This window comes from Eubacteriales bacterium (assembly GCA_041390245.1).
GTDB lineage: Bacteria > Bacillota > Clostridia > Christensenellales > JAWKQI01 > JAWKQI01.
On record JAWKQI010000001.1, the window covers coordinates 223,802 to 247,938 of the forward strand.

At 39.2% G+C, this 24,137-nt stretch carries 24 protein-coding genes, 2 tRNA genes and 1 pseudogene; 8 read left to right on the forward strand and 19 right to left on the reverse strand.

All coding sequences use genetic code 11. From position 1 onward, the window contains the following. Positions 1 to 10: 10 nt before the first annotated feature. From nusA to spoIVA, 3 genes are all read right to left on the reverse strand, one after another. On the reverse strand, positions 11 to 1,198 hold the full coding sequence (gene nusA / locus R2876_01135) for a transcription termination factor NusA (GenBank protein MEZ4357228.1): 1,188 nt from the start codon (positions 1,196 to 1,198) through the stop codon (positions 11 to 13). Between the two features lie 21 nt (positions 1,199 to 1,219). Beyond that, positions 1,220 to 1,678, reverse strand: coding sequence for a ribosome maturation factor RimP (gene rimP / locus R2876_01140; GenBank protein MEZ4357229.1), 459 nt, complete (start codon positions 1,676 to 1,678; stop codon positions 1,220 to 1,222). A gap of 140 nt (positions 1,679 to 1,818) precedes the next feature. Next, complete coding sequence (gene spoIVA / locus R2876_01145) at positions 1,819 to 3,297, reverse strand: stage IV sporulation protein A (protein ID MEZ4357230.1); 1,479 nt, start codon at positions 3,295 to 3,297, stop codon at positions 1,819 to 1,821. A gap of 257 nt (positions 3,298 to 3,554) precedes the next feature. Between spoIVA and R2876_01150 the strand changes: the two genes are divergently transcribed. The 8 genes from R2876_01150 (at position 3,555) to R2876_01185 (ending at position 8,356) form a co-directional block, all read left to right on the forward strand. Beyond that, positions 3,555 to 3,639 (forward strand) — tRNA-Tyr (locus tag R2876_01150). A 31-nt stretch (positions 3,640 to 3,670) separates the two neighbouring features. Next, positions 3,671 to 3,757: transfer RNA gene (locus R2876_01155), tRNA-Leu, on the forward strand. A 238-nt stretch (positions 3,758 to 3,995) separates the two neighbouring features. Then, positions 3,996 to 4,208 carry a helix-turn-helix transcriptional regulator gene (locus tag R2876_01160; protein ID MEZ4357231.1) on the forward strand — a complete coding sequence of 71 codons (213 nt, stop codon included), beginning with the start codon at positions 3,996 to 3,998 and terminating at the stop codon, positions 4,206 to 4,208. 67 nt (positions 4,209 to 4,275) lie between these two features. Beyond that, positions 4,276 to 4,653, forward strand: coding sequence for a hypothetical protein (locus R2876_01165; GenBank protein MEZ4357232.1), 378 nt, complete (start codon positions 4,276 to 4,278; stop codon positions 4,651 to 4,653). Between the two features lie 326 nt (positions 4,654 to 4,979). Beyond that, the gene (locus tag R2876_01170; GenBank protein MEZ4357233.1) at positions 4,980 to 5,432 is read left to right on the forward strand and encodes a GNAT family N-acetyltransferase; all 453 of its coding nucleotides are present in this window, start codon (positions 4,980 to 4,982) and stop codon (positions 5,430 to 5,432) included. Positions 5,433 to 5,701: 269 nt separating this feature from the next. Next, positions 5,702 to 6,337, forward strand: coding sequence for an N-acetyltransferase (locus tag R2876_01175; protein ID MEZ4357234.1), 636 nt, complete (start codon positions 5,702 to 5,704; stop codon positions 6,335 to 6,337). 327 nt (positions 6,338 to 6,664) lie between these two features. Further along, on the forward strand, positions 6,665 to 7,288 hold the full coding sequence (locus R2876_01180) for a helix-hairpin-helix domain-containing protein (GenBank protein MEZ4357235.1): 624 nt from the start codon (positions 6,665 to 6,667) through the stop codon (positions 7,286 to 7,288). A gap of 162 nt (positions 7,289 to 7,450) precedes the next feature. After that, the gene (locus R2876_01185; protein ID MEZ4357236.1) at positions 7,451 to 8,356 is read left to right on the forward strand and encodes an AraC family transcriptional regulator; all 906 of its coding nucleotides are present in this window, start codon (positions 7,451 to 7,453) and stop codon (positions 8,354 to 8,356) included. 214 nt (positions 8,357 to 8,570) lie between these two features. Here R2876_01185 and erm read toward each other — a convergent pair whose 3' ends face one another. From erm to R2876_01265, 16 genes and pseudogenes are all read right to left on the reverse strand, one after another. Then, a complete protein-coding gene (erm, locus tag R2876_01190; protein MEZ4357237.1) occupies positions 8,571 to 9,365 on the reverse strand; it encodes a 23S ribosomal RNA methyltransferase Erm in 795 nt (264 codons plus the stop codon). A 73-nt stretch (positions 9,366 to 9,438) separates the two neighbouring features. Next, the gene (locus R2876_01195; protein MEZ4357238.1) at positions 9,439 to 9,603 is read right to left on the reverse strand and encodes a hypothetical protein; all 165 of its coding nucleotides are present in this window, start codon (positions 9,601 to 9,603) and stop codon (positions 9,439 to 9,441) included. A 121-nt stretch (positions 9,604 to 9,724) separates the two neighbouring features. Then, complete coding sequence (locus R2876_01200) at positions 9,725 to 10,351, reverse strand: superoxide dismutase (protein MEZ4357239.1); 627 nt, start codon at positions 10,349 to 10,351, stop codon at positions 9,725 to 9,727. Positions 10,352 to 10,617: 266 nt separating this feature from the next. After that, positions 10,618 to 13,005, reverse strand: coding sequence for a UvrD-helicase domain-containing protein (locus R2876_01205; protein MEZ4357240.1), 2,388 nt, complete (start codon positions 13,003 to 13,005; stop codon positions 10,618 to 10,620). Between the two features lie 173 nt (positions 13,006 to 13,178). Next, positions 13,179 to 13,907 (reverse strand): endonuclease Q family protein, encoded by a 729-nt coding sequence (locus R2876_01210; GenBank protein MEZ4357241.1) that lies wholly within the window; start codon positions 13,905 to 13,907, stop codon positions 13,179 to 13,181. Between the two features lie 212 nt (positions 13,908 to 14,119). Then, a complete protein-coding gene (gene ablB, locus R2876_01215; GenBank protein MEZ4357242.1) occupies positions 14,120 to 14,968 on the reverse strand; it encodes a putative beta-lysine N-acetyltransferase in 849 nt (282 codons plus the stop codon). Between the two features lie 40 nt (positions 14,969 to 15,008). Next, entirely contained in the window at positions 15,009 to 16,298 is a 1,290-nt protein-coding gene (gene ablA / locus R2876_01220) for a lysine 2,3-aminomutase (GenBank protein ID MEZ4357243.1), read from the reverse strand. Between the two features lie 291 nt (positions 16,299 to 16,589). Beyond that, positions 16,590 to 18,767 (reverse strand): bifunctional 4-hydroxy-3-methylbut-2-enyl diphosphate reductase/30S ribosomal protein S1, encoded by a 2,178-nt coding sequence (locus tag R2876_01225; GenBank protein MEZ4357244.1) that lies wholly within the window; start codon positions 18,765 to 18,767, stop codon positions 16,590 to 16,592. 1 nt (position 18,768) lies between these two features. Then, positions 18,769 to 19,356 (reverse strand): 1-acylglycerol-3-phosphate O-acyltransferase, encoded by a 588-nt coding sequence (locus R2876_01230; protein MEZ4357245.1) that lies wholly within the window; start codon positions 19,354 to 19,356, stop codon positions 18,769 to 18,771. Between the two features lie 104 nt (positions 19,357 to 19,460). Next, the gene (gene cmk / locus R2876_01235; protein MEZ4357246.1) at positions 19,461 to 20,033 is read right to left on the reverse strand and encodes a (d)CMP kinase; all 573 of its coding nucleotides are present in this window, start codon (positions 20,031 to 20,033) and stop codon (positions 19,461 to 19,463) included. 12 nt (positions 20,034 to 20,045) lie between these two features. Further along, the gene (locus tag R2876_01240; protein MEZ4357247.1) at positions 20,046 to 20,456 is read right to left on the reverse strand and encodes a HutP family protein; all 411 of its coding nucleotides are present in this window, start codon (positions 20,454 to 20,456) and stop codon (positions 20,046 to 20,048) included. Between the two features lie 65 nt (positions 20,457 to 20,521). Further along, positions 20,522 to 21,747 (reverse strand): annotated as a pseudogene (locus tag R2876_01245) (NAD(P)/FAD-dependent oxidoreductase). Then, positions 21,737 to 22,270 (reverse strand): MurR/RpiR family transcriptional regulator, encoded by a 534-nt coding sequence (locus R2876_01250; GenBank protein ID MEZ4357248.1) that lies wholly within the window; start codon positions 22,268 to 22,270, stop codon positions 21,737 to 21,739. Before R2876_01250 ends, R2876_01245 begins: the two are co-directional and overlap by 11 nt. Before the next feature lie 17 nt (positions 22,271 to 22,287). After that, positions 22,288 to 22,623: a hypothetical protein gene (locus tag R2876_01255; GenBank protein ID MEZ4357249.1), complete on the reverse strand. Its 336-nt coding sequence runs from the start codon at positions 22,621 to 22,623 to the stop codon at positions 22,288 to 22,290. 19 nt (positions 22,624 to 22,642) lie between these two features. Then, positions 22,643 to 23,407, reverse strand: a complete 765-nt coding sequence (surE, locus tag R2876_01260; protein MEZ4357250.1) for a 5'/3'-nucleotidase SurE — start codon at positions 23,405 to 23,407, stop codon at positions 22,643 to 22,645. Between the two features lie 24 nt (positions 23,408 to 23,431). After that, positions 23,432 to 24,136 (reverse strand): pseudouridine synthase, encoded by a 705-nt coding sequence (locus tag R2876_01265; GenBank protein MEZ4357251.1) that lies wholly within the window; start codon positions 24,134 to 24,136, stop codon positions 23,432 to 23,434. Between the last annotated feature and the right edge of the window lies 1 nt (position 24,137).

Here is a 24,137-nt window from a genome sequence, read left to right on the forward strand (position 1 = left end):
ACCATATAACCTATTCTGTTTTGCTTGTATCGTCTTCTTCCTCTGTTTCCACATCGTCTTCAGATAAATCCACGTCTTCTTCTATTTCTTCTTCTATTTCTTCTAATTCCTCTTCTAATTCTTCTTCCGTTTCTTCTTCATCTTCCTGTTTATTCTTATAAAGTTCCTCTAACGCCTGCTGGTTCTTTATATCTATTTTCCACCCTGTAAGTTTAGCAGCAAGACGTACATTTTGCCCGTCTCTTCCTATTGCAAGAGACAATTGGCTGTCTGGAACTATAACCTTTGCAGCATGTTCGGTTTCATTAATTTGTACCATTATAACCTTTGCCGGCCTAAGCGCATTAGCTATAAACTCCATCGGGTCTGCGCTCCACAGTATAATATCTATCTTCTCGTCATTAAGTTCCTCTACTATATGCTCAATCCTCGTCTTTTTCTGGCCTACGCATGCACCAACTGCATCAACGTGCTCATCTGCGGAATATACTGCTATCTTTGTCCTCTGGCCTGCTTCTCTTGCTATGCTTTTTATTAAGACGACATTTTTAGCAATTTCAGGGACTTCTATTTCAAACAAGCGCTTGACCAGCCCCGGATGCGTCCTTGATACTGTTATCTGCGGGCCTTTTACGGCACGCTTTACTTCAAATATAAATACTTTTACCTTGTCGTTTATATTGAGCCTCTCGTTTGGAAGCATTTCCTGCGCCGGAAGCAGTGCCTCAGCACGGCCTATCTCAACTATTGCTCCGGACCTGTCTGTCTTTTGCACAACACCTGTAACTATCTCATTTACGCGTTCGGCATATTCTTCGTATACCACGTCTCTTTCGGCTTCCCTTAAACGTTGTACTATGACCTGTTTTGCGGTCTGCGCAGCTATCCTTCCAAAAGATTTCGGTGTAACTTCTATTTTAAACGAATCTCCAACTTCATAAGCTTCATTTTCTTTTTTTGCTTCTTCAAGGCTTATTTGGCTGTTTTCGTTTTCAACTTCTTCAACTACATCTTTTTCTGCATATACGTGGATATCTCCTGTCTCTTCATCCAGGTCTACGCTTATTTGTCCTTCTGTATTGTAATTTTTCTTATATGCAGAAATTAAAGCAGTCTGTATCGTATCTACCAGTACTTCCCTTTTTATACCTTTTTCCTTTTCAAGCAACTCAAACGCGCTTATAAGATTATCATTCATTTTTTCTGTTTCCCTTCCAAATTAAAAATCTATATGCAGCTTAATGGCTGCTACGTCTTTAATATCAAATGAGATTTCTTTGCCTTTTGTTTTAATTTTCACTTTCCCTTCGCCAAATCCCGTAAGAATTCCTTTAAAATCCTTAACTTTATCTATTGACCTATAAAGATGTATATCAACTTCATTGCCGATATTTTTATTAAAGTCTCTTTCCGTTTTAAGCGGCCTGTCCAATCCCGGCGAAGAGACACACAGACAATATGATTCTTCAATAGGATCTAATTCGTCTAAAACAGCTTCGACCTTAAGAGAAATCTTCTCGCAATCATCTAAAGTTACTCCGTTTTCACTATCTATATAGATAATTAACTGCCTTTCCTTGCCTTCAAGAAGGTATTCACAATCCACATATTCTAAATTACTTAACTCAACTATAGGCTTTGCTATACCCTCTACTATTTTTTCAATTTTTTTGCTCAATCAAATTTCTCCATTTAATAGTCAAATTATAAGGAGTGGGTTTCCCCACTCCTTGCTACTTGTAGATATGCAAATAAATATTACCATACAGTTATTATTATTTCAAGCTTTTTTTGATTTTAAGCCATTTTTCAGCGTTTTTAAAGCAATATGCATATAAGCCCGCCGCTTCCCTCATTTGTTATCTTCTGCAAGGTATCCTGTATCTTTATCTGTGCATCTTCAGGCATATTGTTTAGTTTGCTGGAAAGCCCATCTGTAAACAGCTCGTTTAGGGTTTTACCAAATATATTAGTGCTCCAGAGTTTATCCGGATCGTCTTTAAATTCGCTTTCTAAGTACTGGATCATGTCCTCGCTTTGTTCTTCTGAACCAATAATCGGTGATATCTCTGTCTTCACATCCACACGTATGAAATGGAATGCTGGCGCAGACGCCTTAAGACGGACTCCATACCGCCCGCCCTGCTTTATGATTTCCGGTTCATCAAGTGTCAGCTCATCTAGAGAAGGGGTAACGATTCCATAACCACACTGGCGGACATCTGAAAGCGCCTGCTCCATCTTATCATATTCTTTTTTGGCAGCAGTGAGCCCTTTTATCATGGAAACCAGGTGATAATCATCTTTTATTTCATATCCACACTCATCCCCTAGAACCTTGTAGAATAGAGCATTATCAAAATCAAGATCGATATTTATCCTGCCTTCGCCTAAGAATACCTCTCCCATGGTATTATCTGTTACATATTCGGCATTATCGAATGCAGACATGACCTTTTTGTAATCGCGTACCCGTTTCAAATCTCCAAATACCTTTTTAATGTTGGAAATCATATCTTTTATAAGCCAATGTTCATCGGATAGCGCCTGCGCCCATCCCGGAAAGTTTATGTTTACTTGTTTTATTGGGAACTCAAACAGAATTCCCCTTAATATATCCTTTATGCTCTGTTCGTCTATATCAAGAACGCTTAAAAGCATTACCGTGACACCGTATTTTTCGCTTAATGCATCTCTTAGTTTCTGCGCATCGTTGCTTTCGGGATTTGCAGAATTTAAAACTATCATAAAAGGCTTATTTAACGCTTTTAACTCGTTTACCACTCTTTCCTCTGCATTGACGTAGCTTGAACGCGGTATTTCTGTTATAGTCCCGTCTGTCGTCATGACTATGCCTATAGTCGAATGGTCGCTTATTACTTTTCTCGTGCCTTTTTCCGCTGCATCCTCGAACGGTATATCATAGTCATACCATGGCGTCCTTACCATCCTCGGCCCTTCCTCTTCCATGTGGCCTCTTGCACCGTCTACCATATATCCGACACAGTCTATCATTCTGACTCTCATCTTAGCGTCTTCGCCTACATCTATGTTTACCGCCTCATTCGGCACAAATTTTGGCTGGGTAGTCATTATCATAGTGCCGGCGCCACTCTGCGGCATCTCGTCTATTACACGCTCTTTTTCATTTATATCGCTTACATTCGGCAGTACGAAATAGTCCATAAACTTTTTTATAAATGTAGATTTTCCCGTCCTGACCGGCCCTACTATTCCAATAAGAATATCTCCATGAGTTCTCTTGGCTATATCCTTGTAGATATTGTACGCCTCCATATACTAACCTCCAGACATTTTTTAATATAAAACCACTTGTCAGTTAAAATATATGAATAACCTTATTAGTTAATACCTCGCTTATCCAAAATTTAAATAATAAAGTAATAAAATTTCTGTTGGCAAATGTTTTGGCAACTTCTATTTTCCACTTGACAATAGCTGTCCCCATCGTTTACAATACCGTTGTGAACAAAGCTTATTATAGTAAGATTTTGTTCTATTATTTTGATAAGGTAACAACTTAATGTTTTCATGGAAGGGTTCCCGAGTGGCCAAAGGGAGCAGACTGTAAATCTGCCGTCGACGACTTCGGTGGTTCGAATCCACCCCCTTCCACCACATAAAAGTCGCTTTGCGGCTTTTTTAAAACGCGGATATGGCGGAACTGGCAGACGCGCTAGATTCAGGTTCTAGTGGGGTCAAACCCGTGCAGGTTCAAGTCCTGTTATCCGCACCAAACGCAACATAATCCGAACCGCTCACCAGTCTTTTCGATTGACGAAGGGTTCGGATTTGTGTTATATAACCGTAAAATGCGAATAATCGCAGATTCTATATAACGTAACTTCAAGACTACATATAAGCAAAATGTAGTCTTTTATTCATCCCTATATGTCATATATATAAATATTATTGTCTTATATAATTGACATTACGTCTTTATTATGTTACTATGCTTCCAGGGGGTGGTAGGAATGGGCAAAAACCTGCGGATAAAATCCGCACGAGCCGCCAAAGACATATCACAAAAAGACCTTGCGGAAGCCGTCGGAGTGGCACGTCAAACAATGAATGCCATTGAAAAAGGCGATTACAATCCCTCAATAAAACTTTGTATTGCTATCTGCAAAGCACTTGGGAAAACGCTTGACCAACTTTTTTGGGAGGATGCTGATAATGAAAAATAATAAAAACGGTCTGGACGAAATGCAAAGGGAACGACGTAATAGTATAGGGAACCAAATGTTTATGTTAATGTTCTATGCCTTATTATTTGATTGCGGCCTTTACGGAGCAGGAATCAGGTGGCTTAACTACCCTGCTAATGTCATGGTCATCATTATGGCTGGTATGAGCATTTATCTTGTTAGATTAATTGCTTTTAACGCATATCTTCCTCCAAAAGCTCAAAACCGTAAAACCGTAATAACCTTAATTCTTTCGATTATTTTTGCAATAGTACTTGCAATGGCCGCAATTAACTTATTTGGACAATCTCCTTCACAAGTTGCGGAAAACCCCAACGACAATTCTGCGATGATACTTTTTGTAGTATCCGCTGTCGGGTTGCTTGCTACGTTAGTTGTAGCGGTAATAAAGAAAGTGAATAAGAAAGATGATAAAGAAGATTGAAATACATCCATGCTGACAGCGAAGGTATAACACACTACACTTTGTTACGTAAAGTCGTGTGCCAAAAGGGGATTTATCCCCCTTTGGAAACCCCAATTTTAAGAAAGCAGTAAGCCTGCTTTCTCAAAATGAAAGAGGACGAAAAGCGGATATTGAGGGTTCGGATTTATGTGCGAGCAGTTTACCAACGAATGTTCGTAAGGACAAAAACAGGCTGACGATGTGTCGGCCTGTTTTTGTTTGGGTCTCTTTCTTATTCAGTAATAAATATGTTATAATCTCTTTGATATCGACTGTAAATAAACTGTACTCAACGAGGTAATCATATGAGATACGAATATACAAACGGGTTCGACCCGGTCTTTATTCAATTATGCCATGAATTGGATGCATTCCTGAATGATTTGGTTGGCGGGGAGGAAAAACGATTACAGTATATTCCACATAATCGCTTAGAGGAAATTCATAATGCTATTGTGGCATACTATGAAGATACGCCTGTCGCTTGTGCAAGTTTTAAGCATTATGATAACGAAACAGCGGAGGTTAAACGCGTATTCATTAAACAAGAATACCGCGGAAAGGGTATTTCAAAAAAGATGATGGAATTGCTGGAACAAAGCGCGAAGGCGCAGGGCTATAAAAAATTTGTGTTGGAATGTGGCGAGCCATTAGTTGCGGCAATGAGATTATACAAAACTATCGGCTATTGCATAATCCCTAATTACGGACCATACAGATGTATGTCGGATTCTATCTGTATGGGAAAAATACTGTAATATTCATTTGCTTGATGCCAAAAACCCTTTATTTCATAAGGCTTCCCGAGCTTGTCCTTATGAACACTCGTACCACTCTAAAAAACACCTCGGGTGTTCGTAAGGACAAAAACAGGCCGACAATCTATGTCGGCCTGTTTTTGTTTACACGTATATTATTCTGCTTTTCGCTCTGTTATAATTGAAGCAAACATAGATAAACAGGAATTTATTGAGCAGATAGCCATAATAGAAGGCACAAAATTATCGGAGGCTTATAAATAAACAAAATGATTAAGATTAGGAATGAAGAAGAAACAGATTACGAGAGAGTAGAAGAAATCACAAGGAAGGCTTTTTGGAATTTATATATTCCGGGGTGCAACGAACACTATTTAGTTCATGTTATGCGATCCCACAAAGATTTTCTACCGGAGTTGGATCTGGTGATCGAGGTTGATAATGAGATCATCGGGAATATCATGTATACGAAAACAAAACTAATTGATGAGTCTGGGGAAGAAAAAGACATTCTTACTTTCGGTCCGGTTTGCATTTTGCCGGAATATCAGAGAAAAGGGTACGGGAAACAATTAATGGAGTTTTCCTTTGAACGGGCGGCTGCACTTGGTTATGATGTGATTGTAATATTTGGAAACCCGAATAATTACGTAAGCCGAGGCTTTAAAAGTTGCAAAAAGTACAATGTTTGTCTTGAAAATGGGACATATCCTGCGGCAATGATGGTAAAAGAACTCAAGCCGGATGTCTTGGACGGGAGAAAATGGGTTTACTATCAAAGTCCTGTATTTGAGATAGACGAACAAGAAGCTGAGCGCTATGACGAGGGTTTGGAAAGGCTGGAGAAAAGACACCAGCCAAGTCAGGAAGAATTTTATATTCACATCCATTCTATTGTACAGTGAGTTTCCTTTAACGGTATAAGGATAAACTACAACTTCCAATTTGTCGGTTCGTTCAGCGCATATAGTGGTATAATATTCATTTGCCTGATGCCGAAAACCTTTTTTATGCGGGTTCCAATTTTGTCTTTATGAACACTCGTCCCACTCTAAAAAACACCTCGGGTATTCATAATGACAAAACAGGCCGACAATCTATGTCGGCCTGTTTTTAGTTCCATATATTTTATTCCGTTCCCTTGTCTGCTATAATTTGATTATCTAGTCATATAGTCACATAGGAATTTGAACTCCAAAATTTTTTGCATATAATATAAAAGGAGAAAAAGTGTGAAATATAATATAGACTTAGAGTGCTTATCCGTTCAGGAATATAAAGCGCTGCTGAAAAAGCAAAATCTATTGCCCGGACGCAGGATACTATGGCAGGATATTGATAATAATTTTGCTTTATTTGAATGCCAAGGCATTAAGACGGTTGCACAGCTTAAAAAATTTCTCTCTACTCCTGTAAAAATCAAGGCTTTTGCTGATAACACTGGCATACCGGAGAATTATTTTGTGATCCTCAAAAGGGAAATTGGAAGTCTGGAACAAAAACCTGTCCCGTTGGCGAGCTTTCCTGGCATCGATCCTTTACTGATTGAAAAATTAAACGAGAAAGGGCTTAAAACATCAAAAGACTATTTTGAGCATAAACAGTCTATGTCAGATGAACTGTTTTGTCTTTGTGACCTTATAAGGATCAACGGCGTGGGCCCGGTAGCCGCAAAAGCTTTTTATGAAGCCGGATATAGGTGTGTTCCAGACGTCGCCGGTGCGGATGCATCGGCTATGCTTGGCAAGGTCTCCGAGGTAAATAGAATCCGACGATATTACAAGGTAACGCTGGGTCTAAAAGATATGCAATTTTGTATTGATTTCGCGTCATTGTTAGAGGAGCATACTAGTTGATAATTCAAACCTGTCGCTGTGATTGACATGCTTTTTTGCAATAATCAGATGTTTTTCTATACGGTATATTTTTTAATGCTTTGTATTTGCTTTAGCATATTAGCAATCACGGTCAAGATTTTGCGCGTATACTCTCGCATACTGTATTCAAGGCGGTAAAAAATGGAGAACATTGAACAAGTTGAAGCGGTAAGCCGTATGCAAAAGTATATTGAAGAACATATTACCAGACCGATTACGCTTTTGGAATTATCCCGGTACGCGGGGTATTCCCCTTTCCATTGCACCCGAATATTTAGGGAAATCGTTGGCAAAAGCCCCTTTGAGTATATTAGGGCTTTACGTCTGTCAAAAGCGGCGCTGACCTTACGCGACGGAAATAAACGTGTAATCGACGTGGCTTTTGATTACCTTTTTGACTCTCACGAAGGCTTTACAAGAGCCTTTTCAAAAGAGTTTGGCATAACTCCGTATAGATACAAAAGAAAGCCAAAACCTATAACCTTGTTCATGCCATATTCCGCCCGTGACCAATACAAATACAAAACGAGAGGAGCAAAACGTATGGACACCAAAAATGTGAATACAATTTTTGTGCAAGTTATTGAACGCCCCGAAAGAAAGGTAATTCTAAAACGCGGGAAAAAGGCAACTCATTATTTTGAGTATTGCGAAGAAGTTGGCTGTGACATATGGGGATTATTAACCAGTATTAAAGATGCACTATACGAGCCAATAGGAATGTGGCTGCCAAAGAAATTTCGCCCTGAAGGCACTTCGGAATATGCGCAAGGTGTTGAGGTATCCGTCGACTACGATGGCGAAATACCTGACGGTTTTGATATGATTACATTGCCGCCATGTAAGATGATGATTTTTCAAGGTCAGCCTTTCAAAGATGAAGATTTTGAAGAGGAAATCGTCAGCTTGCAGGAGTATATTGACAAGTATGACCCTACATTATACGGGTATGAATGGGCGAATGATAATGCGCCGAGATTTCAGCTAAACCCCGAAGGCTATCGCGGCTATATCGAAGCCAAGCCGGTGAAAGCGCTAAGCAAGTAAATTATTACCAAATAATAAATTAGTCATTGAGAATACGTGCTAAATGAGTAGATTAATTTTTCCTTATGAACACTTACGCCATTAAAAGACCCCTGTAGTTCCATGGACTACACGGGCCTTTGCTATATCTTGAATGATTTTAATAAGTCAAGCAATCCGACTGCCCTGTCACTCTAAATAAAGTATAGTTGGCTTTTAAACATATTTTTAAACCTCATGCCTTTATGCCAAGTACATGATTACAATAGCACCGAAAAAGACAAAGCCACTGCACGTATAAAATTTCACCGGCTGCAAAGTCACAAATATTTGCCTCCCGGCAAGCCCTCGCGAACTGCTTCTTGGTAAACATATTTCGAAGCCCTATTGCGTTGCATTCAAAGGCATTTGTAATAAAATGCCTATAGTCTCGCCATTGAGCCGGCAATATATCGGGCTGTGTTTTCTTCTTTAAGTGAAATAAGACGATATCCACACCGGGCTTTGGATGAAAATCATCCCGAAGAAAGTAGTAGACAATATCTAAATCAAACAATGGCTTTAGCATAAGCGACTTTAGCGTTTCACGTGGTTTCCCCATAAAACGCTTGGCTGCACCCTTTTCCATGGTTAGCCATGCTTCGTTTGGCGGATTCTTGCTTTCCGTTAGCTTACGGAGGATTGCAGTAGTATGACAAAAAGGCATATTAGCAAAAACCTTGTACGCGCCAGAAACGGGAAGTTTCCATTTCAAGAAGTCCTGATTATAAATGCACAGGTTTTCAGTGCCTCTAAATTTTGCTAGAAGTTTGTTATATAGCCTTTCGTCAATCTCAACAGCCGTTACCTCCCGGCATTTTTCCATAAGTAACTGGGTTATATGGCCTTTACCGGGGCCAATTTCGATGACATGATCGTTTGTGCTAAGGGTACACCTGCAAAGCACCCGTTTAATAGTCTGATAACTTGTTAAAAAGTTTTGAGACACCCAAAGTGGCAGTTTTTCCCCGCCGCTTCTTTTTTTGGACATAAAAAATACACCTCTTTCGATTCATTTGGCCGAAAAAAGGCGTACGAATTAAGAAAGGACATCTATCCCCTTCTTATTCCGTACGCGTTATTAACGAATCCGAATCGAAGCACACATAAGGTGTATTAAATCCTCCAAAAAATATAGTTACCAACGTCATTATACAGGAAATCATAGTATTGTCAATGTACGCAAGCTTTGACACCCTTAGACCATCTATGCCGACCCAATCCTTCACGTATAAACACGGTCTCTTTTTGCACTAATCAGTTAACGCCCGTTCCAATACCGGCTAACGGACAAGGACGGCAATGAAAATCAGAACGGTAAACTGCCCGTAATTGGCCGCAGTTGCCCTGTCAACTACCTGTGTATATCTCATCAGCTCTATACCAATTTATTACGTTGAACCAATTGTCTATGTATTCGTCTCTTAGGTTTAAATATTGTAAGAAATACGCATGTTCCCAAACATCTAGCACGATGATGGGTATATGTCCCAAAGATATGGGAGAATTCTGATTTGCTGTTTGTTCAAAAATAAGATTACCCTTATAATCTTTAACAAGCCACATCCAGCCTGAGCCAAATACTGACATTGCTTTTTCTTTAAACATTTTTTTGAATTCCCAAAACGATCCAAACTTACGGTCTATGGCTCTTTTAAGGTTGCCTACAGGTGTATTTTCTATAGTCCCCGGGTTTAATGAATTGAAAAAGAAATTATGATTAAATACCCCTCCACCAAAATTTATAACCGGGGTCCTTATACCAAGAGGTATGACGTATATATTTTCAAGCATTTGCTCTAGACTCAGCCTTTGTAATTTAGGATAGTTAACTAAAGTTGCATTCAGCTTGTCTACATAGGCCCTTAAAAGTCTATTGTGATGGACCTGCATAGTCTGAGTGTTTATGTAAGGCTCTAATGCGCTATAACCATATGGTAATGGCATTAAATCAAATTTATAGTAGTTTTCAGACATTATAACCTCCTTTTTACGCTTAAAGCGTTAACAAACTATCAAAAGAATTTGGTCTATGGCATATGACCAAATCAGCAATAAATCATATATTAATTGTATGTATGTTTATTTTATACGATTCCTATATTAAAGAACGCTGCTATAGAAATTATAAAATTATACTTGTATTTGGGTAAACATTGTAAGGGCTCGCAACAAAAAAAGCACCTGACAACTAGTTCGAGGTGCTTTTCTTATAAATATAATATCTAAACCCATGCTACACGTTAAAAAAAGCTGACTTGCTTTGATTCCGCTTCTTTTGAGCGTTGTATGGTGACCCCTTTCAATATAAGGTCTGATGGTAGCTTAGTCAAAAATGGGGACTGCTCTTTAGAGGTTAAAATAACTAGTTCATCTTCCGCCCTTGTCATACCTACGTAAAGTAATCGCCTTTCTTCATCGTAATCATATTCGCCATGGTGGTTTTTCAATGGTATACATTTATCTCTTACACCAGCCACAAATACAACTGGGAATTCAAGGCCTTTTGCCGAGTGAAGTGTCATTAGTGAAACCGCATCTGGAGAATAACTATTCTTAGAACTATATACTACATCGCTTTCCTTTCCTATCAAAAGGTTTGTAAGTAAAGATGGCATTTTTTCATGTAATACGGCCATGTTTAAAAACAACTGCATATCCTTATCTTCATTAAGGCCATTATCGTCAATCCATGAGCTTATCAGCTCTTTAGGCTTCTTCTTTAGAACAAGAGGTTCATATTTTAAAAGCAGTTCAGAAAATCCTTTTAAATTTTCAAGTGAAGAAGGCAGCCCATCAATAAGTTTTAAAAGAGTGGCAACGCTTTTTCCCTCTTTTTCGTAACCATCAAGAAGTTGCTTAATGCTGTCGCCTGTGCAGGCGTACCACTCTTTAAGACATAGCCTTAAAGACAGTGTATCTTCAGGATTTAACAAAAACCGGAAAAAGGCAACTGTTTTGCGTACTTCAAGTCCGGAAAGAAACTCATCTCTCCCAGCCGTAGAGTACGGAATACCCTCTTTTCTAAGGCACTGCTCTAAAATCTCAGCCTGGCGGTTGGTACGGTAAAGCAATGCAATATCAGAAAAGCTCCTTATTTGCCCTGAAAGCACCTCTCTTCCTTTAATGGTAGACGTATGTGCTCCGATCATATCTATCCCGCCGACCATACGGTCTATTTCTTTCGCAATGAATATTGCTTCTGTTATATCGCTTAATGCCTCTAAAAGGCGTACTTTGGAACCGCTGCCTTTGTATGCGTTTAGTGTCTCTTTCATGCTTTCTTCTGACAAAACGGATTTAGCACATTTTAAAATCTCAGACGTAGAGCGATAATTATCAGTGAGGCAAACTTGCTTGGCTCCGGAAAAATCCTTGAAAAATTGTTCAAAACAATGCGAATCGGACCCCCGGAACCCATAAATAGACTGGTCTGGGTCCCCTATAACGAAGACTTCTTTGCTATTCTTGCTCCATGCCCTAATCAGCCGGTATTGAACGGGGTTTATATCCTGAAACTCATCTACTAAAAGATAGGTAAAGGCATTTTCAATTTTCTTCTCCTCTTTTTTCCCCAGGTTCTCACCCTCAAACAAGTGAAGCGCTTTTAATAAAATGTCATCGTAATCAAGGGCACTATACTGTAAGAGTAGTTCACAGTACCTTTCATAAACACCGGGCGGAACTGGGCTTTCCTCCGGCGAAATAGCTCCGCTTTTTATAAGGGAAATCCCGTTTAGAATGTCCCGCAAGGATGCTTTTATTTTAAAATCCTCTAAAATATCCGAAAGAATGGTGAGAGCTTCCCGTCTGTCTATGATTGCAGGGAGTTCCTTACCGTTTTTTCCCATCAGCTTAAGGCAGATAGAATGAAACGTCCCTATATTCATGGATTTTACCATCCGTTTATCGTCTAAATATGAACTAAGGCGGGTGCGCATTTCATCAGCTGCCCGGTTTGTAAAGGTTACGGCAGTAATATCTCTTGGGGGTATGCCTTCCTTAACGAGGCGTGCTATACGTGTAACAAGTGTACGTGTTTTGCCGGTCCCCGGCCCGGCTATTACTGCGATAGCCGGATAGTCTGCGAAGACAGCTTCATTCTGCTTTTCGTTTAATCCGCTGTATATGTCTTTAGCTAAAGTGCCCTCTTCTTCCTGTTGCAGGCATTTTGCTGATTTAGATTCCGTAAGGGGTTTATTAATAGTATTTTTTTGTTCTTTAACGTCTCTTACTCCTCGAGTAGTATCCTTCTCATCTTCGAAAAGAGACAACTGCCCAGTAAACAGGCTTATCTCATGTTTATCTAAAATTTTTACCTTCCCATATTCTCCGTCGAACCCTGGCAGAACTGTAACCTCTCCGGCGCGGATTCTGCGGATGCTTTCAGCAACTATCGCTCCCGCCTTTAACTCTATATCGCTAATCTTGGCTTCACGGAGTATAAATAGCTCCGGGCCTAAGGTACATATCAGTTCATCGTTTCTTGTTAGGACCTTCTTGCTTGCGCAAGTAACTCCCATAGATGCTGCAATCACCTCACGCAATGGTATTATGCTTTCAAAATGCTTTACCGAATGTGGTATGAATCCTTCTTCCCTGTCTGCAAGCGACTCTACCCTATGAAGCACTCCAAGAGTGATTTTGCGTCCGCATACGGGGCATATACCCGATGCAGCTACAGTATCGGCCGGTTTTAGACATATGCCACAGTTTCGGTGCCCGTCGTAGTGGTACTTTCCCTCCTGCGGGAAAAACTCTAAAGTCCCAAAAAATTCATCTGTGTCGCGATTTTTAAGTGCCTTTAAAATATGTGGATAGGAAAGTTCCGTGTTAAAAGGTTTGCCTCACGTGCGAGATTCGCCGGCGAATGGGCATCTGAATTTGAAACCAATGTGAAACGGTCAAGCGCGGATACGCGCCAGTTCATAGGCGGGTCTGATGAAAGCCCTGTCTCAAGCGCGTTAATATAACCTGTTAAATCCTCAAAACATTCCTCAATAGTATCAAACCCGGAATACGCTCCAAACAAAGAAAAGTGCGGTGTCCAGATGTGCGCAGGAATAAATATGGCATCTGGGCATACATCTAGAGTTATCTCCAGCAAATCTCTGCTGTCTAGCCCCAAAATCGGCCTGCCATCTGAATGCAGATTTCCAATGGCCTCAAGCCGGTGTGAGAGTGCATCTGCGCTCTCTAAACTGGGAAGAAGTATCAGATTGTGTACCTTACGTACCTTTCCGTTCTTTTTATATATAGAGCTGATTTCGCCTGAGACAATTAAACGTGGTTTAGGAAAGCTCCCTAAAATATTATCCTCTTTACGAAGGTCGTCTTTTAAAGTGTACAGCCCATTTTCGGCCGGAATAAGTTTTTCTTTTAACTCTTCCCGCCAGGCTTGATGGGTAAAGTCCCCTGTCCCAATAAGATCAAGGCCTTTGCGCCGTGCCCATAGATCAAGCATTTCTGGTATGCAATCCTTACTTGTAGCTCTCGAATATTTGGAATGGATATGAAGATCGGCAATAAACATCAAAAACTCCTGCGGTTTATCGTGTATTTGTGTTTATTATAGCATAAAAGGTCAAAAATCGTTCTTTGCCTTTTTAGTTATCTATAAAAACGTGACTTTAACGGGCTTTATATTTAGGTTGAAAAGCACGCGCATCAATAAAAATAATCCAACCCATTCTTAAATCTTATGGCTTGGATTATTATAAATCAATTATATAAGTAAACAATGTCTTATGTTTTACCCTCTAGAGCCTTGTACCATACGTTCATACTTTCTATTCCGCCGAAAATATTCGTATTATTTTTAAGCGTTCCGGCATAGACGTACTTATGCTTGGCAAAAGCAATATTCATGCCGTAAGACACTGCGCGGGCGATCGTAAATGCAGTCTTTATCCCCTTTTTGCTCATCTCGCTTTCCATCTTCATCAGCAAAAAGGAGGCAAGCCCCTTTGCCCTGTATTCCGGAAGAGTTGCAAAGTCCGTCATCTCAACGCTGCTTGATTTTACGTCCATTTCACAAGATGAAACTGCAACCAATCTGCCGTTATGCCTAATGCCAAAGTATATAAAATCTTCGTTCATTGTGGAAGCTACATAATCCGGGTCATGAATAGGAAATGGGTAGGTTTCAAATACCTTTTTATAAAGTACCGACATCTCTTTTGAATCTTTTTGTTCTAATTTAGCAAAAGTGAAATCATTATCCAGCCTTAAGCCTTCGATTTTAATTGGCTCTGTATTTTTAGCAGTTTCAATGATTTTATCGAGCAATTCCTGATTTGATATCGTTTCCCTGGCCGTGGACAAATATTTCGCCATAAAAAATGCATCTTCAATACCATTGTAAAAGTTAGGGATAAAAGCCTCTATCTTATATCCATTTGATTCAAACCCCTGTTTTGCCCATGAAGGTGCTTTAATGAAAATTTTTGAATAGTTATTTAACTTTGCCAGTTTGTCTATTTTATCTATAATTATAGGATAGTCTTTTTTACATATTTTGATTAAGTATACTCTGTCACTATATTTCCCATGCTGTATCATAGATCCGCCGATCTTTTCAATTCTATCTACCATTAAACCGTCCTGTCTTTAATATTTCCCAGTCAATCCGCTGTCATTCCTCGATATTTTCCCGCCTTTTAAACCTCGCATTATTTCGAGGGACTAAAGAAATCGTCTTATCGTAATCTGCCAGCAGCCTGCTTATGCCCATTGCCTTTATTTCTTCCTCATCATAGCCATACTGGAGGTTACAGGTTTCACAGTCCCTGTTACAGGATATTTCTTTATACGAATCCGGTTCCCTGTAAGTTGTGATTACTCCCTCATAATTTCTCAGTACAACTTTATTAGTAGACCATGAAATCAAGTAATTAGGCATAACCGGGATTTTACCACCACCTCCGGGTGCATCTATAACATATGTCGGAACGGCAAATCCGCTGGTATGTCCTATCAGGTTCTCAATAATCTCAATCCCCTTGCCAACAGACGTCCTAAAATGTGTTAATCCTTCTGATAAATCACATTGGTATAAATAATATGGGCGTACTCTGTTTTGCACTAAAAGATGTACTAATTTTTTCATAATGACCGAGCAATCGTTTACGCCTGCCAGCAATACAGACTGGTTTCCAAGAGGTATCCCTGCATCGGCCAGCTTTTTTAGTGCGGCTTTGGATGAAGGCGTTATTTCCTGCGGATGGTTAAAATGGGTATTAAGCCAAATCGGATGATGTTTCTTTAGCATATTTACCAAATCGTCTGTTATCCTGTAAGGCAAAACCACTGGCATCCTACTGCCTATCCTTATTACTTCAACATGTTTTATCTTTCTTACTTCCGTTAAAATCCAATCTAAAAATTCATCTGATAACATAAACGGATCCCCGCCGGAAAGTAAAACGTCTCTGATATTAGAGTTGTTTTTTATATAATCCAGCGCTTTTAATATCGCTTCTTTACTAGGGATATATTCTGCATCTCCGACTTTTCTTTTTCTAGTGCAATGCCGACAATACATAGAACATACATTGCTTATATGAAGCAAGACCCTGTCTGGATATCTGTGTATCAGCCCAGGAACGGGGCTATCTTTATCTTCCGATAACGGATCATTCATCTCGTGTTCTTTAATTATAAGTTCGCTTGGATTTGGAAAGGATTGTTTATAAACAGGATCGTTTTTATAATCTTTCGTATCAATTAATGATAAATAATAAGGTGTTATAGATAAAGGGAACTTTTCAAGTGTTTCCTCTAATTTCTTTCTCTCATCTGAATCAAATTTAATACCCAAAAGTTTTTCAAAAGTATCGATATCTTTAATACTGTGTTTAAGCTGCCAACGCCAATCAGTCCATTGTTTATTCAATACTTTAAAGTTTTTATTTCTCGTTATCATGTCGTTTTCCAATGTCTAATTCTCCCTAATTTTTTTGTACCATTACCTATTTATGTTATCAGTTCTCCAGATTACTGTCAAATTTTAAAAGGCTTTTTTCTTTTCTTAAGCACTATAAATCAAGTACAATTTAGACCTGTTTCTTTGTCACTTTATAAAGATTAACCCCTTATTTAAAAGCTTTTTATGCGTTTAAAAAAGGGTGGCCGCGGACATTTCCGCGGCCGTGATAAAGGGGGTCTTAATATAATTTTGTGAGGTCATTATTAATTATGACCACTTTTTAAAAAATTATTCTTCCCCTTCTGTGTCATTTTTTGGAAAAAAATCTCCTAATGAAACAGTCATCTCCTTAACTGGAGGTATCTCATACCTTTCTTCGTTTTCAGTATGCTTTTCTTCAGTTTTAGGAGCTTTTTCCTGTTCCTCTATAATAAGCTGACGCCTGCTCAAACTTATTTTCTTTTTCTTTGCGTCAACTTCCATTACCTTTACTTTTACGATATCGCCTACTTTAATTTCATCTTCGGCACGTTCAAGGCGCCTGTTTGCTATCTGAGAAATGTGTATAAGCCCGTCTACTCCCGGTTCTAACTCTACAAATGCACCGAACGGAACAGTTCTTACTACCTTGACATCGATAACGCTGCCTATTAAATATTTTTCTTCAACCAAATCCCATGGTTTAGGTGAAAGCTGTTTTAATCCAAGGGATATACGCCTTCTTTGAACATCTACATATAATATCAGCGTGGTTATAACCTGGCCAACGCTTAAAACATCTGCCGGGCTTTTTATATTTATCCACGATATATCCTTTATGTGTAACAGTGCGTCTACACCGCCGATATCTACAAAGGCACCGAAATCGGTTATACGTTTAATCGTACCTGTCACCTGATCGCCTTTACTATATCTGGACCACAGTTCATCTAACTTCTTTTCTTCTTCTTTTTTAAGTATAGCTCTATGAGAAGCTACTATTCTCTTTTTCGCCTTATCAATTTCGATAATAACTACAGACAGCTCTTTACCTAAAAATACTTTTAGGTCTTCCACATACTTAAGAGACGTTTGAGAAGCAGGTATGAAAGTATCGTACCCTTCTATTTTCCCGAGCAACCCGCCTTTTATTACCTTATTTATTTTACATGTATATTCCTTTTCGCCTTTTCCTTCTTCGGCATCTTTGGCAAATTCATTCCATTTTGCCCTGGCATCAATACGCTTCTTAGATAAGAGCACATTGCCTTGCCCGTCGTTTAAAGAGATGATTTCAACTTCTACTTCATCCCCTACATTTAATATAGATTTGGGGCTTATGCTTCCGTCTACAGAAAATTCAGATTTAGTTAGTATTCCATCTGATTTATATCCAATATTTACAAACGCTTCTTCATCGGTTAATTGGACTACGGTTCCGATTACGAATTGTCCTCTCCTGATTTTTACGAAGGATTTTTCAACTTCCTCCATAAAACTGTCGTCACTTGATTTGAGTGTTTCATTCTGCCCATCTGCGGACTGGCCTTCACTTTCACTTGCTTCATTAGCCCGCATTTCTTCTGCTTGTATTTCCCCTTTTACGGTATCTTCTGTGCCAACCGTTTCTGTCTCTACAAGCATGTTTTCATTTTCGCTCATCCGTAAAAAAACCTCCCTAATTAGCCAATCTGGCGTCGACGCACCAGCAATTATGTTTATTATATCAGTTCGCCGTAAATTTTCAAGTACAGTTTCGTTTATATTTTCAATGTGATATGTCCTTTTGCAATATTTTTTGCACAAATCATATAATCTTTTTGTGTTAGAGCTGTTTTTGCCGCCAACTACAATCATTACGTCCGAGTTTTTTGCAAGTTTCTCTGCCTCTTCTTGCCTTCTCTCAGTAGTTTCACATATTGTCATATTAGCATCTAGATTTAAGACTTTTTCTTTAATAAGTGGCAAAAGCTCTAGCCATTTGCTCTTTGGCGTAGTCGTCTGCGCTACTAAAACGGCGGATTCAAGACATGGCAGATTGTCTACATCCTGTTCGTCATAAACTACATAGGAATTATCTCCTGCCCAGCCCTTAATACCTAAGACCTCAGGGTGTTTTTCCTCTCCGACTATGATAACTGCTACCCCTTTTTCCTCAGCGGCCTTGACCATGTCGTGAATACGCTTGACAAATGGGCATGTAGCATCTATAACTTCAATACCCTCTTTTAAGAAAGCTTCGTAAACTTCGGGCGGAGCTCCATGGGACCTTATAACTGCAGTCTCTCCCTTTAACCTATGTAAGCCGTTTAAATCGTCTATCTTTTTAACGCCCAAGGTGCTTAAATAATCTATTACATGCTGGTTATGTATTATATCGCCGTAGATAAACAGCTTTTTGCCTTCTTTGGCATTCTTTATTACAGTATCAACAGCGTTTTTCACGCCAAAACAAAAACCGGCATTTTTAGCTATATTGATTTTCAATTTAAACCACCTGATCTTTTAATTTTTGGATTTTGTCCTTTAAATAACTTGATATATCACCTAGGTTTTCAGACAAGACTTTACGGCCAAATACGTCCTGTAAATAAAACGCCTCTCCAAAAACCAGTTTTGCGCGTTTGAAAATACCGTAGTTGCCATCTGTATAAACTGGAATGATCGGGCATTTTAATTTCATGGCCAGCATAGCTGTCCCCTGCTCAAAATTACCTAGCTCACCGGTTTTAACCCTTTTTCCCTCTGGGAATATGCCAAGCACTTTGCCTTGCTTAACTACGGCCATTGCCCTTTTTATAGACGCTATGTCCGTCTTTCCCCTGTCAACCGGGAAGGCGCCTAACATTTTTATCAGCCATCTTAAAAACGGGTTTTTAAACAGCTCTTTTTTAGCCATGAAATATATTCTTCTTCTGAAAAATATGCCTAAAAAAATAGGGTCTAGTAAGTTTACATGGTTAGACATCAGTATGACCCCACCGTTAACTTTACAAAACTTAGTTCCGTATATTTTGGGTTTGAAAAACAGCCACAACAACGGATAAAAAATTATTTTAATCGTCCAAGTAAACATATTATTGTTTTTTTCTTACCTCTTTATCTTATTCAATATAGTCTCAACTACACTGTCTACAGACATATTTGTAGTATCTATTAAGTATGCGTCTTCAGCCTGCCTTAGAGGGCATAATCTCTGTTAGAATCGTTTTCGTCTCTTTTTATTATCTCTTGCTTTATAACTTCAAGTGACTTTGCCGAGTCCTTTCCGCCTAGTTCCAAAAAACGGCGGCGCGCACGCTCATCAGCGCTTGCGGTTACGTAAAACTTGTTTTTGCAGTCTGTTAATACATTCGTTCCGATATCCCGCCCGTCCATAACCACATCGTAATCCTTGGCGACTTGGCGCTGTATATGGACAAGTTTAACCCGCACTTCTTTAAAAACAGCCACATCCGACGCTCCCTGTGCTACCTGCTGTGTCCTTATAAATGGCGTTACGTCTTCACCGTTTACTATCACCTTTTGTTCGCCATCTATATATTTTACTATTACGTCGCTTTTTTCAAGAGTCTTTAAAACGTCATTATGATTTTTGGTATCAAGCCCATCTTTTATAACTTTATATGCAAACGCCCTGTACATAGCACCTGTATCCAGATAATAGATTTTAAGACGTTTTGCTATCTCCTTTGCAGCAGTGCTTTTGCCTGCGCCGGCAGGTCCATCAATCGCTATGTTTATTTTCCCCATGTTTATACTCCTTTATATCACTCTATGCCCAAGGCCAATTGCAACTTCGTTTAAATGCAGCAGCCCTATGCCGAAAAACACACATACGGCAATATGCTCGCTGGACCTGGCTATCCCTATTTTGCCTCCGACATTTAAGCCAAGTGCTTTGTTGCTTATTTGTGAAATAGCCTCTTTGGCCGCCCCTGCTATCGCTCCTTCTTCGCTGTGGGTATCGCCTATTATACCTTCCCTTTTGGCTGCGACAACAGTCCTCTCTATCATTTTCATTACAGAAACTATAAATTCACCGCCAAAGTCGACAGCCGCTGTCTTAACATCGTCAGCAGTATATACAGCCTGCAGCTTTTTCTCATCTTCCCGCGAAGCTGTAAGGGCCATTTGAATAGCCGCTTTTGAAACTTCTTTGCTCGTTGCTAACATTTTAAAACCCCCTTGAGCTTTAAATTAAATCCTATTATAATTCCTTTTTTAAACTGTTACAATATCTATGAGTTAATGCCTGCCAAATAACCGGTTGAAAAAGCTATCTGGAGGTTGTATCCACCGGTGAGTGCATCTATATCTATAACCTCCCCGGCAAATAGGATGCCTTGTGCCAGTTTGCTTTTCATAGTAGAAGCATCTATTTCTTTAGTGCTTACACCGCCGCGGGTTATTATCGCCTCTTTAATCGGCCTTGTCCCGTTTATATCAACCGTAAGACCTTTTATCGTTTTAACTAGATTTTTTCTATCAATTAATGTAATTTCATTTACTTTTTTATCCTTGTTTATACCGCTCTTGTTTAAAATAACAGGGATCAACCGCCTTATTATCAAACTAAAGAGTGCATTTTCTATGTTCTTATTCTTATTTTCTTCAAAGTCCCTTAAAATCCTCTTGTTAAGCTTTATATCATCTAGCCCTGGTTTTAAATCTATTATCGCCTTCATATTCAACGGTTTTGCAAAATTTATATAAGCACTTGCAGTTAAAACGAGGGGCCCTGACAAACCAAAATGAGTAAACAATACTTCTCCCAAGCCATTAAAAATGCTTTTCCCGTTTTGCGAAAGTGTAAACCCCACATTTTTTAAAGAAACTCCGCTTAAATCGCATATAAAACTCTCGGTACTCGTAAGTGGGATCAATGAAGGATACCTTTTGTAACCGTATGCCCTAATTTTTGAGCAAAAAAATACCCGTCGCCGGTCGAACCGGTTAAGGGGTAACTTTCTCCTCCGGTAGCTATTACAACGCTGTCAAACAAATGCTTATCGCCATTTGATATCACGTTTACATTGCCATTTTTATTCAAAGTGATATCATTTACTTTCGTATTTAGCCATATATCTATTCCCCTGCCGTTTAATATCCTTTCAAAAGCCCTGTTAACGTCGTTTGATTTGTCTGAAACAGGGAAAATACGCCCGCCTCTCTCTTCCTTAAGAAAAAGACCATTTAATTCTAAAAGGTCTTTTAAATCACTGTTTTTAAAGGCATTAAACGCACTGTATAAAAACTTTGGGTTTCTCATTGTATTTTCAATGAAACCGCCAACAGACGCAGAATTGGTTATATTACAGCGCCCTTTGCCCGTTATATAAAGTTTTTTACCTATCTTTTCGTTTTTTTCGATTAAAACGACATCCTTGCCAGATATAGAGGCCGAATATGCTGCCATTATTCCAGCAGGGCCTCCGCCAATAACGCAGACTTTCCTATTCGCCATTCGTTTTACCGCCTGGATTTTTTCCAGTATAGATGTCTTTTTCCGCCCAGATGCCTTCTAATTTATCAAAATACTTAGTTAACTCTTCTTTCCTAGATACCCCGACCATAACAATTATGGCATTTAATATGCTCATAGGTGCTACCAGTGAATCTACAAACGAGTTCATATTGGATTTTACAAAAACCGTTGTATCGGCAAAAGAAACCAAAGGTGAATCTTCCGTATCTGTTATCGCTATCGTTTTTGCCCCATTCATCTTGGCAAAATGCATGCCCTCCATAGTTGTCTTTGAATATCTTGGAAAACTTATGCCTATTATTAAATCCCTTTCATCAGCATACATAAGCGAACCGAATATATCACCATCAGCCGGCGAAGCCAATGTTACGTTTTCCAGTATGTGGTTTAAATAATAATGCAAGAACTGTGCTAGAGGCAAGCTGCTCCTGACCCCTATTACGTAGACGCGCCTTGCAGATAAAATGGCATCGCAGACCTTCTTTATTTCGTCTATGTTCATATCTTCGCTTAGTTTGCTTAAGCTTTTAAATCGGATTTCATTGCATTCTTAATGGTTATTTCCGGCAATTCCGGGTGCGCTAAGTAAAGGCGCTGGACCCATGTCAGCTTGCTCTTTAAAAGTTCCTGCAAAGAGCTTTGAAATTCCGGATACCCTTCAAACCCTTCGATACATGCAAACCGTACGACTGTAGATTCACTAACTCCTACAACTTCGGCCAGTTTTGCCGCAGTCATATATGCTGCTTTATCGTAATTTTCTAATATATAAGCAGCAATCTGCTTATTGCTTTTGCTCATGTCTCCTAGATCATAGTCTAGCTTTTTTAAAAGATCCATATTATCGTTTTTCATTTGTCAATTCCCTCTAAAATTATAATAAAACCTTGTCTGCAATCTCCTTTAAAGCACTAATCTGATCGTAATCCGTAACGTCACATTTCATTGGCATTATTACTATGTACCCTTCAAAAACTGTGCCAATGTCAACGCCCTCCTGAATTTCATGCTGCAGCTTACCGCCCAGCCAAAAATAATCGTATCCAGACGGGTGCTCTCTTTTTATAATCGGGTCTGAATATATGGCCTGGCCCTGCCTTACTATCTTTATCCCCTTTATCTCAGCGGCCGGGATATCTGGTATGTTTATATTGATAGCAGTACTTTTGGGTATCGAAGAATAATCAAGAAAAAGCAATTTGTTAAAGACGGCCGCCGCCTGGTCCAAATACCTCGTGTAATGCGATGTCACAGACAATGCAAAAGACCTTACAGAATGCATACAGCCTTCAAGTGCCCCTCCAACAGTCCCGGAATAAAAAACGTCTGTTCCGAGGTTTGCGCCTTGATTTATTCCCGAAATCACAATATCCGGTTTCTCAAACATCCCGCTTTCAACCGCTATCTTTACACAATCTGCCGGAGTACCGTTTAAAGTGTAACAATCACAATTATCAAGGCCTTTTAAAGAAACCTCATGGATTATTAAAGGCTTATGCATTGTAATCGAATGGGCACATGCGCTCTTTTGCCTATCTGGCGCAATCACCGTAACATGATGATCTTTAGACAGTACTTTTGCAATTTCAAAGATGCCGCTAGCATAAACACCATCGTCGTTTGTTATTAAAATCTTCATTTCAACACCTAATAAATTTTAAAACTATTTATTTAATAAAATATTTATTTCTTTCTTAGTAAGATACCGCCATTCACCGGCAGCTAAATCGCCAAGCGTAAGAGAGCTAATACTTTCCCTTTTCAAGTATAATACTTTAAATCCCAGAATCTCAAGCATTCTTCTTACCTGCCTGTTCCTGCCTTCGGAAATCGTGATTAGAATATAAGATGATTTAGGAGATGATTTTAATATTTCTGCCGAACATTTCGAAGTTAGTACCCCATCTAACCTTATCCCTTTTTCTATTTTTTCTTTGGCTTCCTTTGTAAATAATCCTTCTACAACCGCATAATATGTCTTTTTTACCTCATATTTGGGATGAATAAGTTTATGCGAAAAATCTCCGTCGTTGGTTATTATAAGCATACCTTCCGTGTCATAATCCAGCCTTCCAACAGGAAAAAGGCGGACTCCGTCGATATTTATTAAATCGAGAACCGTATTCCTGCCTTTATCGTCACTGCATGTACTTACATAACCTAACGGTTTGTTTAACATGATATAAATTTTTTCTTCACTAAGTGTCACTCGCTCTTTCCCGCAAACGACAACATCTTTTCCTTCATCGACCTGCATGCCTTTTAAAGCTGTAATACCGTTTACCGTTACCTTGCCTTCATCGATAAGCATGTCGCATTTTCTTCTGGATGCAACCCCCGCTTCAGCCAGAAATTTATTTAACCTCAAT

What these genes read in the sequence shown, in the direction of transcription:
- nusA (MEZ4357228.1), bottom strand. Translation starts at nt 1,198, where the DNA reads ATGAATGATAATCTTATAAGCGCGTTTGAGTTGCTTGAAAAGGAAAAA.
- spoIVA (MEZ4357230.1), bottom strand. Translation starts at nt 3,297, where the DNA reads ATGGAGGCGTACAATATCTACAAGGATATAGCCAAGAGAACTCATGGA.
- R2876_01160 (MEZ4357231.1), top strand. Translation starts at nt 3,996, where the DNA reads ATGGGCAAAAACCTGCGGATAAAATCCGCACGAGCCGCCAAAGACATA.
- R2876_01165 (MEZ4357232.1), top strand. Translation starts at nt 4,276, where the DNA reads ATGTTCTATGCCTTATTATTTGATTGCGGCCTTTACGGAGCAGGAATC.
- R2876_01170 (MEZ4357233.1), top strand. Translation starts at nt 4,980, where the DNA reads ATGAGATACGAATATACAAACGGGTTCGACCCGGTCTTTATTCAATTA.
- R2876_01175 (MEZ4357234.1), top strand. Translation starts at nt 5,702, where the DNA reads ATGATTAAGATTAGGAATGAAGAAGAAACAGATTACGAGAGAGTAGAA.
- R2876_01185 (MEZ4357236.1), top strand. Translation starts at nt 7,451, where the DNA reads ATGGAGAACATTGAACAAGTTGAAGCGGTAAGCCGTATGCAAAAGTAT.
- erm (MEZ4357237.1), bottom strand. Translation starts at nt 9,365, where the DNA reads ATGTCCAAAAAAAGAAGCGGCGGGGAAAAACTGCCACTTTGGGTGTCT.
- R2876_01200 (MEZ4357239.1), bottom strand. Translation starts at nt 10,351, where the DNA reads ATGTCTGAAAACTACTATAAATTTGATTTAATGCCATTACCATATGGT.
- R2876_01210 (MEZ4357241.1), bottom strand. Translation starts at nt 13,907, where the DNA reads ATGTTTATTGCCGATCTTCATATCCATTCCAAATATTCGAGAGCTACA.
- ablB (MEZ4357242.1), bottom strand. Translation starts at nt 14,968, where the DNA reads ATGGTAGATAGAATTGAAAAGATCGGCGGATCTATGATACAGCATGGG.
- ablA (MEZ4357243.1), bottom strand. Translation starts at nt 16,298, where the DNA reads ATGATAACGAGAAATAAAAACTTTAAAGTATTGAATAAACAATGGACT.
- R2876_01230 (MEZ4357245.1), bottom strand. Translation starts at nt 19,356, where the DNA reads ATGTTTACTTGGACGATTAAAATAATTTTTTATCCGTTGTTGTGGCTG.
- cmk (MEZ4357246.1), bottom strand. Translation starts at nt 20,033, where the DNA reads ATGGGGAAAATAAACATAGCGATTGATGGACCTGCCGGCGCAGGCAAA.
- R2876_01240 (MEZ4357247.1), bottom strand. Translation starts at nt 20,456, where the DNA reads ATGTTAGCAACGAGCAAAGAAGTTTCAAAAGCGGCTATTCAAATGGCC.
- R2876_01250 (MEZ4357248.1), bottom strand. Translation starts at nt 22,270, where the DNA reads ATGAACATAGACGAAATAAAGAAGGTCTGCGATGCCATTTTATCTGCA.
- R2876_01255 (MEZ4357249.1), bottom strand. Translation starts at nt 22,623, where the DNA reads ATGAAAAACGATAATATGGATCTTTTAAAAAAGCTAGACTATGATCTA.
- surE (MEZ4357250.1), bottom strand. Translation starts at nt 23,407, where the DNA reads ATGAAGATTTTAATAACAAACGACGATGGTGTTTATGCTAGCGGCATC.